Here is a 13,202-nt window from a genome sequence, read left to right on the forward strand (position 1 = left end):
TCGGTGGATTCCCGGCGATTGTCCGCAATCCGCGGGGTCGGTGGCGGTGACACCATTTTGCGTCACCGCCACCCTCCAATACACAAACTGGTTACGCTAAGCGCGCGCTTAGCGTAACCAGTTTGTGTATTGGGGGGGCTTAGAAGAGGCGCAACGTCCCGTCCTCCTGGCCCTTCATATCGTCATAATCCAGAATCATGCACTCGAATCCACGCTCATGGGCGAGTGTCCTGGCCTGCGGGGTGATGGTCTGCGCGGCGAAAATACCGCGGACGGGCGCGATGAGCGGATCACGGTTAAGCAGCTTGCAATACCGAGTCAGCTGCTCAACTCCGTCGATTCCACCGTGCCGTTTGATTTCAATCGCCACATGCGTACCATCGCCGTCGACCGCCATGATATCGACCGGGCCGATCGCTGTCGGATACTCTCGTCTGACCAGTTTGGCGCCTTCGCCGATCCGCTCGATCTGCTCGGCAAGATACCGCTGTAGATGGTCCTCGACGCCATCTTTGACCAGTCCCGGATCCTCACCCAAATCGTAGGTATCGTCAGCGTAGACATGCTGCAAGGTGATTTCCAGCACGTCATCGCTTTTCTCGGCGCATACGCGCAACACCCGCTCAGGAACTGGCGTATCAGGGTCATCGTCGGCGTCCGGCGGGTCAATCTGTCGAATCGTGCACGGGGCTGCCATCCAATTCAACGGTTTGTACGATCCGAGTTCTGAAAATATCAGGACGCTGTTATCCGCTTTCACCAGCAGCACGCGCTTGGCCAACGGGAGTGACGCGTTGAGCCGGCCCGAATACTGTGCACTGCAATCCGCAACAATGATTCTCACATCCGATAGCCTAACAGCACCACCGCCGTCACAGCCGCAAACCCGGTCAGTCCAGGTGACGATTCCGCGCCCCGACAGCGGCACTCGGCACTCCAAATCCACGCAACCCCAACAACCCCAACATCCTCAACAACCCCAGTCCACACACCCCAGTCCACAACAAGCAAAAGGCCGGCCCGTCACCAATGTGACAAGGCCGGCCCGAAGCCGAAACGAAGCCTAATCAGGCTTCCTGTCCGTCGCCTACGACTGCGGAACCGGAAGTCTGGACCACGTCATGTCCGCGCTCAACCGCAACGGTGAGTTTGTTCGAATCGAAGGAAATGAATCCGTCGGTGACATCGAAGGAATGCCTTACACCATCAGGGTCCACCACCGCGATCGTGCCGTCCTTGATGACGGTCAGCACCGGCTCGTGGTTAGGCAGGATACCCATCCCGCCCTCGGAGGCGGGGATGGTGACGGACTTCGCCGTGCCGGACCACAATGGGCGGTCCGCCGCGACGATGTTCACCTGCATGGTCGCGCCCGCCATCAGTCGCCGTATTCCTTCTGCATGTCGTGCCACTTCTTCTCGAGGTCGTCGATGCCGCCGATGCCGGAGAACGCCTGCTCCGGGACGTCGTCATACACGCCGTCGCAGATGCGGGTGAAGGCCTCGATAGTCTCGTCGGCCGGCACGTAGGAGCCCGGGCGACCGGTGAACTTCTCAGCCACGTAGAAGTTCTGGCCGAGGAACTGCTCGATCTTGCGGGCGCGGTTGACGATGGTCTTGTCCTCTTCGCCGAGCTCGTCGATACCAATCAGGGCGATGATGTCCTGCAGCTCCTTGTTACGCTGCAGAATCGCCTTGACGCGGTTGGCGCACTCGTAGTGTGCCTGGCCGACATAGCGCGGGTCGAGGATTCGCGACGTGGAAGCCAGCGGATCGACAGCCGGGTAGATGCCCTTGGCCGCGATATCACGCGAAAGCTCGGTCGTTGCGTCCAAGTGGGCGAAGGTCGTTGCCGGGGCCGGATCGGTGTAATCATCCGCAGGCACGTAAATGGCCTGCAGCGAAGTGATCGAGTGGCCGCGGGTCGAGGTGATGCGCTCCTGGAGCGCGCCCATCTCGTCGGCGAGGTTCGGCTGGTAACCCACTGCGGAAGGCATGCGGCCCAGCAGCGTGGAAACCTCGGAACCGGCCTGGGTGAAGCGGAAGATGTTGTCGATGAACAGCAACACATCCTGGTTCTGCACGTCGCGGAAGTACTCAGCCATGGTCAGTGCGGTCAGCGGGACACGCAGACGAGTCCCCGGGGGCTCATCCATCTGGCCGAAGACCAGCGCGGTCTTGCTGAGCACGCCTGCCTCCGCCATTTCGCCGATCAGGTCGTTGCCTTCACGGGTACGCTCGCCTACGCCGGCGAACACGGACACACCGCCGTGGTTCTGGGCCACGCGCTGAATCATTTCCTGGATCAGGACCGTCTTGCCGACGCCTGCGCCGCCGAACAGGCCGATCTTGCCGCCCTGCACGTACGGGGTCAGCAAATCGATGACCTTGATGCCGGTTTCGAACATCTGGGTCTTGGACTCCAGTTGGTCGAATGCCGGCGGATTGCGGTGGATGGGCCAGCGTTCCTTGACCTCGATATGCTCGTCAGGCTTCTTGTTGAGGATGTTGCCCGAGACATCGAACACGTGCCCCTTGGTGACATCGCCGACAGGAACCTCAATCGGGCCGCCGGTATCGGTCACTTCGGCGCCACGCACCAAGCCGTCGGTAGGCTTGAGCGCGACCGCGCGCACGGTGGAATCACCGAGGTGCTGTTCGACCTCCATGGTGATCTGGTGAAGCGTCTCGCCCTCGGTGTTGCCCACACTGTTGAGCTTCACGGTCAAGGCGTTGTAGATGTCGGGCAGGTGGCCTACCGGGAACTCGACGTCGATGACGGAGCCCTGGACGCGCGTCACGCGTCCGACGTTCGTCGCTTCGACGTCGGTTTCGGAAGCCGCTGTGGTCTGGTTCTCAGCCATATGCGTTCCTACTCTTCCTCTTTGTTCAGCGCGTCGGCGCTGCCGATGATTTCGGTAAGTTCTTGGGTGATCGATGCCTGGCGCGAGGCGTTGAGCTTGCGCGTCAGCTCGTCGACAAGGTTGCGTGCGTTGTCCGTTGCCGTGTGCATGGCGTTCTGGCGGGATGCCGTCTCCGATGCGGCCGAAGTCAGCAGGCACTCATGGATGCGTGACTGGATGTACTTCGGCATGATCGCGTTGAGCACCTTTTCCAGACTCGGTTCGAAGGTGTACAGCGGGGTCGCCTGAGCCGCGGTGGACTCGGGAATCGGACCGGAGTCCTGCCTTGCTTCCGGCACGACTTCGACCGGCAGCATGCGCAGGACGCGAACCTTCTGCACGACCATGTTCACGAATTCGGTGAACACGATATACAGTTCGGAGACGCCGCCCTTGTCCGCAGGCAACATGTACGCGTCCAGCAGGGTCTTGGAAATCGACTCGGCGACTTCCACACCCGGCTTATCGCTGTCGCCCTCCCACGAGGCCGCCACCTTGCGGTTGCGGTACTTGTAGTAGGTGACGCCGCGGCGACCGTACACATACAGCTGCGGCTCCTTGCCCTTGTCCATAAGGCGGGCGAGCAGGGATTCCGTTTCCTTGATGATCGACGAGGTGTACGCACCGGCCATACCGCGGTCCGACGTCAGAGCCAGCACGGCGACGCGCGGGTTCTTCTCGTCGGACTTCACGATTGGATGGTCGATATGGGTGTGCTCCGCCAACGCTTGCACGGCATCGAAAATCGCATCGCTGTAAGGCTTGGCGTTCAGCGCCACCTCACGCGCCCTCGCGATGTGCGAGGACGCGATCATCTCCTGGGCGTTGAAGATCTTCTCCAACGACTGGGTTGAGGCGATTCTTGATTTCAATGCGAGTTGCGAGCCCATGGGTCACTTCTCCCCTGCGACGATCTTTTCCTGCTCGACCGGGGTGTCGGTCTTGGCAACGGGCTTCTTCTCGATAAGCGGCTTGCCGGCCTTCGTCACATACGTGGCACGGAAATCTTCGATGGCCTGTTCTAGGGCCTTCTCCGTGTCGGCGGTGAAATCGCCGGTGTCACGAATCGTCGTGAGGATGTCCGTGTTGTGGGCGACATAGTCGAGCATGCCCTTTTCGAACGGCAGCACGTCCGCGAGCTCGAGATCGTCGAGCTTGCCATGCGTGCCGGCCCAAATCGAGACGACTTCCTGCTCCATCGAGTACGGGGACATCTGCGGCTGCTTGAGCAGCTCGGTCAGACGAGCGCCACGGGTCAGCTGCGCCTTGGATGCGGCATCCAGATCGGAGGCGAACATCGCGAAGGATTCAAGCGACTTGTACTGCGCGAGCGAGATCTTCAGCGTGCCGGAAACCTTCTTCAACGCCTTGGTCTGGGCCGCACCACCGACGCGGGACACCGAAATGCCGACGTCGACGGCCGGGCGCTGGCCTGCGTTGAACAGGTCGGACTGCAGGAAGATCTGGCCATCCGTAATGGAAATCACGTTGGTCGGAATATACGCAGACACGTCGTTCGCCTTGGTTTCGACGATCGGCAGACCGGTCATCGAGCCGCCGCCCAAATCGTCGGACAGCTTGGCGCAACGTTCCAGCAGACGGGAGTGCAGGTAGAACACATCGCCCGGGTACGCCTCGCGCCCCGGCGGGCGGCGAAGCAGCAGCGAAATCGCTCGGTAGGCTTCAGCCTGCTTGGACAGATCATCAAACACGATGAGCACGTGCTTGCCGTGATACATCCAGTGCTGGCCAATCGCCGAACCGGTGTACGGGGCGATGTACTTGAAGCCTGCGGAATCCGATGCCGGGGAAGCCACAATCGTCGTGTACTCCATAGCGCCGGCCTCTTCGAGGCTCTGACGCACGGAGGCGATGGTGGAACCCTTCTGGCCGACAGCCACGTAGATGCAGCGCACCTGCTTCTTCGGATCCCCGGACTTCCAGTTGTCCTTCTGGTTAATGATGGTATCGATCGCGATGGCGGTCTTGCCGGTCTGGCGGTCGCCAATGATCAGCTGGCGCTGGCCGCGACCGATCGGGGTCATCGCATCGATGGCCTTGAGGCCGGTGGACAACGGCTCATCGACCGGATGACGATGCATCACGTCGGGGGCCTGCGCCTCGAGAATACGACGGCCTTCGCTCTTGATCTCGCCGAGGCCGTCGATTGGCTGGCCCAGCGGGTTGACTACACGGCCGAGGTATCCGTCACCGACCGGCACGGACAGCACTTCGCCGGTTCGGCGGACTTCCTGGCCCTCCTCGATGCCGGCGAAGTCACCGAGGATGACCACACCGATCTCGCGGGCGTCAAGGTTGAACGCCAGACCAAGCGTGCCGTCCTCGAAGGTCAGCAGCTCATTGGCCATGCAACCAGGCAGTCCCGTCACATGCGCAATGCCGTCACCGCAAGTCGCGACATAGCCGACCTCCTGAGTCGGGTTGTCAGACGGCTTGTAGGACTCGACGAAATCGTCGAGAGCCTTGCGTACCGCGGCGGGATCAATGGTAAGTTCTGCCATGATCACTCCTTATTGTTCTTGTTCATGTAAGTCTTTCGCGTTTGCACGCGTACTGACTCGTCTGTGTCACACGCCTGTTCAGGCGGTGACCTGCACGCTGCGCTTGAGCTTGTTCAGCTGGGCGATCACCGTATTGTCGTTGACCTCGTGGCCGATTTGCACGCGCATACCGCCCAACACCGTCGGATCTACAACCGAGTTGATGTGCACGGCATGGCCGGTGCGCTTGGTGTAAATCTTGGTCAGCCGGTCAATCTGCTCGCCAGACAGCGGAGCTGCGGTGGTCACGGTGACCATCGATTCGCCCATATGCCGTGACAGCTTGTTGATCAGCCACTGGATGGTGGCAAGGTAACGACGGTGACGCGGATTAGCTGTGGCATGCTCGGCAAGGCGCATGGTGACTTTGCTGATCTCATTGCCGGACAACACGTTGTGCAGCAATGCGACGCGCGCCTCAGCCGAGGAATGCTCGTCGTACAGGCGGGTGCGGACCACCGGCATGTTGAGCAAGGCCGAATGGAGCTCGGCCAGCTCGACGGACACCTTCATGGTGGTTCCGGTCGCATCCGCGTAGTACATCATCGCGTCCACGCCGAAATCCTCGACCGCGTTCGCGATATCATGCGGCTTGCTCCAGCGGCGCTGCACCAGATCGTCAAGGATCTCAACGGTCATCGGATGCGCTTTGCCTTCAAGCAGCGTGTGCACCATGGTGGTCTTGTCGGCAGCGGGACGTGCGGGGTCGGTCAGCGCCCGTTCGACCTGGACATTGTGGTCGAGCAGATCGGTGACGGCGAACAGCTCGTTGCCTACGCGCCAGGCATCCTCACCGGTCGCCTTGAGTTTCGGCGCCAGCGAGTCACGCGAGACGCGGTCTGCGATGCGTGATGCCTCTCCTCGCATGTAATCTCACTTCCTTCGCTTACTTGTTGCTGTCTGCATCCATCTCGTCGATCATCTTGTCGAGCATCTGCGTCTGGGCGGCGCTCGAGCTCAACTCGGATCCGAGAATCTTGCCTGCCAGAGCCGTAGCCAGCGTGCCAACCTCACCCTTCAAGCTCACCAGAGCCTGCTTTTGCTGGGATTCGATCGAACGCTGGGCGTTTTCAGTGATCTGGGCTGCATCGGATTCAGCGCGCGAACGCGCATCGGCGATGATATGGGATGCTTCGGCACGGGCGTCGTCGCGGATCTTGGATGCCTCGACACGCGCCTGACTGAGCTGATCCTCATACTTCTTCTTGGCCTCGTCAGCGTCTTTCTGCGCTTTCTCGGCCTGTTCCATACGACCTTCGATCTTGGCCGCACGGGCGTCGAAGACAGCTTGGAACTTCGGCATGATGTACTTGTAGAAGCAGACCGCGATGACAACGAGAATGACCAATGACCACACGATGTCATACGTTTCAGGCAAAAACAGTGCAATACCGTTTTTCTCTGCCAGTGGCATGGGTGTTCTCCTTTCCTGCTCGGGTTTCTACTTGATGGTGATTCGTCCTATCAGGCCGAATCACATGGTCATGACGAATGCGACGAAGCCCAGCAGGCCGAGCAGCTCGATCAGAGCCAGACCGATGAACATCAGGGTCTGGATACGGCCGGCGACCTCAGGCTGACGAGCGGTGCTCTCCAAAGCCTTGCCGACCAGGATGCCCATGCCGATGCCAGGGCCGATGGCGGCGACGCCATAGCCCAGAACGCTGATGTTGCCGGCGACCTCGGCGAGAGTGATGATATCCATGTGTTGTCCTTTCTTACCGAAATGTGACATGGTATACGGCTCCGCGTCGCGGGGCCGAAGGTTGTGTCTTGCCCGGTGCTCTACAACACCGGTGCATTCGCTTCATTCAATTATGGCGCATCGTTCATCACGATGCCGGGCAGACACGGCCGCTATGGGCAGTCGCATCTGGCACCGCTGCGATCCGTCACGTGACACGTATGGCGCGCCACGCATGTCGATCACTCGACTTCCGGATAGCTCTGGTTGATGTACACCGTCGAGAGGATCGAGAACACGTACGCCTGAAGCGCCGCGACGAACATCTCGAAGCACACGAACGCGAAACCGCCCAGCAACCACAGCACGCCGACAGGCTTGACAGCCCAGTTCGACGCCTCGATGAGATAGAACTGTGTGAACGCCAAGCAGGTCGCGACCAGCAGGTGGCCTGCGATCATATTGGCGAACAGACGGACGGTCAGCGAGAACGGACGAATAATCAGCGCCTCAAGCAGGTTGATCGGGCCGAGAATGATATCAATCGGCAACGGAACCCCCGGAGGCATGAGCTCGCCGCGCAGATATTGAAGGAAACCCTTCTCCCGGCAAGCGGCAATCCAGTATTGGACAAACGTCCATAGTGCGAATACCAGCGGCATGGTCACGGTGGCGGTCGCCGCCATGTTCATGCCCGGAATGATGCCACACAAGTTGAACACGAAAATCGTGAAGAACAGGGTGGTAATCATCGGTACATATCGGCGTCCGCGCTCCTCGCCCATCACCTGATACACGATGTTGTCGCGGACGAATTCGAGCAGCGTCTCAATCAGTCCCTGCCAACGGCCAGGAACGAGTTTGGCACGCTTCGCCGTGATGCACATCACCAGCAACAGCACGATAGTGGCAACGATTCGGATGAGAATGATGCGGTTAATGGCGAACGGCGTGCCCTGGAACAGAATCGGATCGGGAAGAAAATCGTCGACCGAAGGCAGTTCAGGACCCGCTTTGGCCGCAAGCACGAGCTGCGTGCTGACTTGTGACACCATCTACGCCTCCTACTTCTCGTAACAGCTGTCAGTTTAGCCCAACGCCCTGAGCGAATGTGACCGGAAGATTTCGGCGCAAACTCACATGGCGTGGCGAGTAGGTCGGGCGCCGACGGGGCCGGCACCTGCCTTCGACTCCGAACGGCTACGTGGAGATTGTACGACGTTTTCCTGCGGCTTGGTAACAATTCTTTCACAATTTCGAACCGTTTTTAGATAAAACGACCCGAATTGCCGAACGCTACGCAGGACGTTGCTGTCCGATATCCGGACAGCGCGCACAGGTCAGCAGTCAGGCATCGGCGCCATTGGCCACCGGGCCGGCGGGAGCGGGCGATGTCGCAGAACGCACGCGTTCGTCCTGAGCATAATCATCCCTAATCAGGCCATAACCGTCCTTGACCAGCGGCGCGTACCCGTCGCCCCGCGGCGCACCCGGCGCATGACGGATCGAACGGTCCGTTCCCAAACGCTTCTCCGCACGCAATTGCGGGACTTCACGCAGGTCGTACGGCGTGGTCTGGTAGACCCAGTTCAGCCAGTTGCGCCACAGCAGGTTCGCATGCGCGCGCCAGCTGAACAAGGGCTCAAGCTTGGGGTCATCGTGCGGGAAATAGTTCTCCGGGAACGGCACGTTGGTCAAACCCTTGGCCATATCGCGCTCGTATTCCTCGGCGAGTGTCATCTTGCCGTACTCCCAGTGGCCGAGCGCGAACACCTCGGAGAAGTCGCGCGTCGCAATCAGTCCGGGGCCGGACTCCGGACCCCACGTGAGCACCTGGAGGTCGGGATTCGCCGCGATATCGCCCTCGTCCACGCCGGCGAGCCGGGAATGCGGTTGCAGCGCTATTTCGTCGAAACCGTTGGTCAAGAAGCAATACTCGTCCTGCAAATACTGCGGATAGACGCCGAACAGCTTCTGCGGCAACAGATGCTTGCACACGCCGTACCGGTAGTGCAGGGCGCCCATCGCGCCCCAGCACAGGTACATCGTCGAAAACACGTGCGAACCAGCCCAGTCAAGAATCTCCTTGAACTCGTCCCAGTAATCGACCTGGTCGAATTCCAGGTGTTCCACCGGCGCACCCGTGACGACGAAGCCGTCGTAATAGTTGTCGCGGAACGCATCAAGGTTCTCGTAGAACTTGACCAGATGGTCGGCGCTGACGTGCTTGGACTCGTGGGTTGAGGTCTTCATGAAATCGACCTCGACCTGCAGCGGGGACTTCGAAATCAGCCGTAGCAGCTGGGTTTCGGTCTCGATTTTCTTCGGCATGAGATTCAAGATCACCAGGCGCAGCGGGCGCACACGCTGGCGCTCAGCTTCAGGTTTCTCCAGCGCGAAAATGCGCTCGGAGTCGAGGATGGCACGTGCGGGCAGGCCGCTTGGAATCTTGATAGGCATGGTTCCATTATCCCCGTTGACCTGATATGTGTTTGATGTCGGCTGAAATGTGACCGGATGGCAGGGTTTGGAGCGGGGTGCGGGTGGGCGAGGTGCGGTAGGGCCGAGGTGCGGTTACTGGCGGACGAGACTGGCGAGGCACGACCGCTGACTGCACAGCGGCAGATCATGTACCCAGGTCAGAGTGCGAGCCCATCCTCACATAACGACCCCCAACGCAAGCACACCAGCCAAATCCAACCACCCAACCCGCCACCGTGTGAGCGAATCCTCACACAACGACCCCTAGGATCACCCGGCTAACCGGCCCTGACCACCGCATCGGTCATTGTGCGAGCCAATCCTCACACAACGCCGACGCCACTCCTCACACTGGCACCATTGCACGATGGCGGATGGCCGACCCGCCCATGTCAAGTCATGTGAGTCGCGTGGCACGTATCTTACGACACACACAACCTGCGGAACATCACCGCAAAAAGCCCAAGCCAGCCGGCATCTGCGGCGATACACATGCCGATACATACGCAACGTGCGGCAGACCCACGGTCACCATCCGGAACTCTCCGGATACAGCCACCTGCGTATGCCACGACATACACAACCCGTCGAACACAGCCGGCAGTAACGCAAGACCACCAACATCCAACCGACCACGCATGCCACGACATACGCCAACCAACGCCTCCAACGCGCGAACACACGACCATGCAACCGGTAACCACCCAGCCGACAACCATGCAAATACCCGACCGTCACCGCCACAGCAGCTTCCCCGCAATCCGCTGTGGGCTGAACGGCACGCCGATTTGACAATTCCCTATCGTCCTATAAAGTAGATGACTGCTGCTTGAAGCAGCCGACGCGGGGTGGAGCAGCTCGGTAGCTCGCTGGGCTCATAACCCAGAGGTCCATGGTTCAAATCCATGCCCCGCTACCACATCAATGAAAACCGTGATTCGACATTCGTCAGTCACGGTTTTTGTGTATCCGGCCATTCTCACCGTCCGAGGCATTCAGTCAGCGCTCATCCACGACGCCAGACCGACACCCCGGCAACGCGAACCGCCGAGTACGGATGTTACCGGCTCGTCATGGGAAGACACCTCAGGCAAACCGACAAAGAGACAACACAGCAAAGAGAAGCAATACGAAGAGGGGATATCAATGCGCATCTCGCAACCGTTGCAGCCCATGGCACCGCTGATTGTGCTCGCACTCGGGTCGCTGTCGATTGTATCGCTCGCGCAAGGCATCGTTTCCTTGACTTCGGGCGCGAACATCCCAAACATCATGGAAATCATCGCCGGTCTGATCGGCATCGCGCTGAGCGCGTGGACCATCGCTGCGATGCGGGCGACGCGTGTTCAAGACGAAGAAGACGACGAGGACGATAAGGACGACGAATTCGAGGAGATCAACGGCAACAACCTTCAGAGCAGCAGTGCCGATTCGCGAGTCGGCGAATAATCATCGCGACTATCGATTGTCTCGAAGGCCTTTCGAATCCAAGGGCATTGCCACTGTATCGAAAGCGGATATAAGCCGAAGGCATCGCCGCCAATCCCGACAGACGTTGCGCCAGCAGGCGTGACGGGGCGTTCAGCCACGCAGTTGGATTGTCGGTTGCATCCGTCAACGAGTCGGGGCACTGGACTTGGACCTACCGACGACCCGACGCGACCGCCCATAGGGCTGCCGATGCGGCGGTGCCAACCCGCTGCGCGAGCGCCGACGATTGAACTGGCCGATTCAAGACGCCACGACGCCAGCGGTACAGCCTGCGTTATCATTGACGGCAAACGTTTGACGTAATCGGGGGTCGGGCACATTTCAAGGCACCCGTCCACGCCATGCGCGAAGGAGTACCGTGGCATCTGAGGCATTCCTTCACACACTTTCCGCCCATACCGGCGCGAAAACCGCAAACGCCCAACCCTGCGGCAAACCAGCAACCACACCAGAAACCAGGAATCCGACCCAGATGGCATCACAACAACACCAAGAGCAGAGCGCGTCCGGCAGCAGGCCGCCTGCATCCGCGACCGAATCCGCATCCTCTGCGAATCAATCGGCACCGGCAGCCCCGGCCACCCAAGCGATCGACAAAAGCGACGCCGGCTATGCGAAAGACCTCAAACCGCGCCACATCCAGATGATCGCCATCGGCGGTTCAATCGGCACCGGCCTGTTCCTCGGCGCGGGCGGACGTCTCGCTCAAGGCGGCGCCGGTCTGACCATCGCATACGCGGTGTGCGGCATCTTCGCGTTCCTCATGGTCCGCGCGCTCGGCGAACTGGCGATTCGCCGCCCGTCCTCCGGTGCGTTCGTGTCCTACGCACGCGAATTCCTCGGTGAGAAAGGCGCATACATCACCGGCTGGCTGTTCTTCCTCGACTGGTCCACTACCGTCATGGCCGATATCACCGCGGTCGCGCTCTACTTCCACTACTGGCAGGCGTTCAAGGCCGTGCCGCAATGGGTGCTTGCCCTGTGCGCGCTCGCCGCGGTGTTCGCGCTGAACATGCTGAGCGTCAAGGCCTTCGGCGAGGCCGAATTCTGGTTCGCCGCCATCAAGGTGTTCACGATCCTCGCGTTCATGGCCATCGCGATTTGGGCGATCATCACCGGAGCCCCGGTCGGGCAATACCACGCCGGCATGCACAACATCACCGACCACGGCGGATTCTTCCCCGAAGGCATCGCCCCGGTGTTCGCGCTGACACTCGGCGTGGTCTTCGCGTTCGGCGGCACCGAGATGGTGGGCGTCGCGGCAGGCGAAGCGAAAGAAGCCCAGCAGGTGCTTCCGAAGGCCATCAATTCGATGATTGTGCGCATTTTCGGCTTCTACGTCGGCTCGGTCATTCTCATGGCCCTCGTGCTGCCGTATACCGCGTATTCGTCGAACGAATCACCATTCGTCACCTTCTTCTCCGGCATCGGCATTCCCCACGCCGGCGACGTAATCCAAGTCGTGGTGCTGACCGCCGCACTGTCGTCCCTCAACGCCGGTCTGTACGCGACCGGCCGCACGCTGCGTTCGTTGGCAATCGCGGGTTCCGGCCCGAAATTCGCCGCCCGCATGAACAAGAACCATATCCCGTACGGCGGCATCATCATCACGTCGGCACTCGGCCTGATCGGCGTGGTGCTCAACGCGGTGCTGCCGTCCGACGCCTTCGACATCATCATGAATCTCGCGGGCATCGGCATTGCCGGCACATGGTCGTCGATCCTGGTGACCCATCTCGTGTTCCTCAAGCGCGTCAAGGCAGGCAAGGAGCAGCGCCCCTCCTACCGGATGCCGGGAGCGCCGTTCACGGATTATCTGGCGCTCGCGTTCTTCGCCATTGTCGTCATCTCGAATCTCACGAGCGCGTCCGGCAGGTGGACACTTGCGCTGTTCGCCGTCGTCGTGGTCGCGATGGTCATCGGCTGGTACGCGGTGCGCGGGAGGATTGACGGCAGCCTGATGGACGAGATTCTCGACAATGACGAGGACGAGGATTCCATCGAGGAGCTCAGCGACGATTTCGCCGCCGCCTGACACAGCGAATCCGCGATATCCGCGCTGTTCGCGGCACTAGCGATACTG

General features: G+C 60.4%; 12 protein-coding genes and 1 tRNA gene. 3 read left to right on the forward strand and 10 right to left on the reverse strand.

Going from position 1 to position 13,202, the window contains the following annotated elements:
* Positions 1–139 precede the first annotated feature (139 nt).
* The 10 genes from nucS to ACTQYB_RS04745 all read right to left on the reverse strand — a co-directional run bounded on the left by nucS (position 140) and on the right by ACTQYB_RS04745 (position 9,607).
* Complete coding sequence (gene nucS, locus ACTQYB_RS04700; protein WP_321046181.1) at positions 140–844, reverse strand: endonuclease NucS; 705 nt, start codon at positions 842–844, stop codon at positions 140–142.
* Between the two features lie 223 nt (positions 845–1,067).
* Positions 1,068–1,379 carry a F0F1 ATP synthase subunit epsilon gene (locus ACTQYB_RS04705; protein WP_029575750.1) on the reverse strand — a complete coding sequence of 104 codons (312 nt, stop codon included), beginning with the start codon at positions 1,377–1,379 and terminating at the stop codon, positions 1,068–1,070.
* Positions 1,379–2,863, reverse strand: coding sequence for a F0F1 ATP synthase subunit beta (atpD, locus tag ACTQYB_RS04710; protein WP_015451075.1), 1,485 nt, complete (start codon positions 2,861–2,863; stop codon positions 1,379–1,381). Before atpD ends, ACTQYB_RS04705 begins: the two co-directional genes overlap by 1 nt.
* Before the next feature lie 8 nt (positions 2,864–2,871).
* Positions 2,872–3,792, reverse strand: coding sequence for a F0F1 ATP synthase subunit gamma (locus ACTQYB_RS04715; protein ID WP_015451076.1), 921 nt, complete (start codon positions 3,790–3,792; stop codon positions 2,872–2,874).
* Positions 3,793–3,795: 3 nt separating this feature from the next.
* Entirely contained in the window at positions 3,796–5,424 is a 1,629-nt protein-coding gene (atpA, locus tag ACTQYB_RS04720) for a F0F1 ATP synthase subunit alpha (protein ID WP_044091545.1), read from the reverse strand.
* Between the two features lie 78 nt (positions 5,425–5,502).
* Complete coding sequence (locus tag ACTQYB_RS04725) at positions 5,503–6,330, reverse strand: F0F1 ATP synthase subunit delta (protein WP_029575746.1); 828 nt, start codon at positions 6,328–6,330, stop codon at positions 5,503–5,505.
* A 19-nt stretch (positions 6,331–6,349) separates the two neighbouring features.
* Entirely contained in the window at positions 6,350–6,877 is a 528-nt protein-coding gene (locus tag ACTQYB_RS04730) for a F0F1 ATP synthase subunit B (RefSeq protein ID WP_441482037.1), read from the reverse strand.
* A 60-nt stretch (positions 6,878–6,937) separates the two neighbouring features.
* Positions 6,938–7,168, reverse strand: coding sequence for an ATP synthase F0 subunit C (gene atpE / locus ACTQYB_RS04735; RefSeq protein WP_026503188.1), 231 nt, complete (start codon positions 7,166–7,168; stop codon positions 6,938–6,940).
* Positions 7,169–7,389: 221 nt separating this feature from the next.
* The gene (atpB, locus tag ACTQYB_RS04740) at positions 7,390–8,202 is read right to left on the reverse strand and encodes a F0F1 ATP synthase subunit A (RefSeq protein WP_026503189.1); all 813 of its coding nucleotides are present in this window, start codon (positions 8,200–8,202) and stop codon (positions 7,390–7,392) included.
* Between the two features lie 292 nt (positions 8,203–8,494).
* The gene (locus ACTQYB_RS04745; protein WP_441482038.1) at positions 8,495–9,607 is read right to left on the reverse strand and encodes a homoserine O-succinyltransferase; all 1,113 of its coding nucleotides are present in this window, start codon (positions 9,605–9,607) and stop codon (positions 8,495–8,497) included.
* Positions 9,608–10,470: 863 nt separating this feature from the next.
* Between ACTQYB_RS04745 and ACTQYB_RS04750 the strand changes: the two genes are divergently transcribed.
* The 3 genes from ACTQYB_RS04750 to ACTQYB_RS04760 all read left to right on the forward strand — a co-directional run bounded on the left by ACTQYB_RS04750 (position 10,471) and on the right by ACTQYB_RS04760 (position 13,154).
* Positions 10,471–10,547: transfer RNA gene (locus tag ACTQYB_RS04750), tRNA-Met, on the forward strand.
* Positions 10,548–10,774: 227 nt separating this feature from the next.
* A complete protein-coding gene (locus tag ACTQYB_RS04755) occupies positions 10,775–11,077 on the forward strand; it encodes a hypothetical protein (RefSeq protein ID WP_033506122.1) in 303 nt (100 codons plus the stop codon).
* A gap of 514 nt (positions 11,078–11,591) precedes the next feature.
* Positions 11,592–13,154, forward strand: coding sequence for an amino acid permease (locus ACTQYB_RS04760; protein ID WP_412170514.1), 1,563 nt, complete (start codon positions 11,592–11,594; stop codon positions 13,152–13,154).
* The last annotated feature ends 48 nt before the right edge of the window (positions 13,155–13,202 follow it).

It is taken from the genome of Bifidobacterium sp. LCP19S3_E9 (genome assembly GCF_052121135.1).
In the GTDB taxonomy this organism is placed as follows: Bacteria; Actinomycetota; Actinomycetes; order Actinomycetales; family Bifidobacteriaceae; genus Bifidobacterium; species Bifidobacterium thermacidophilum.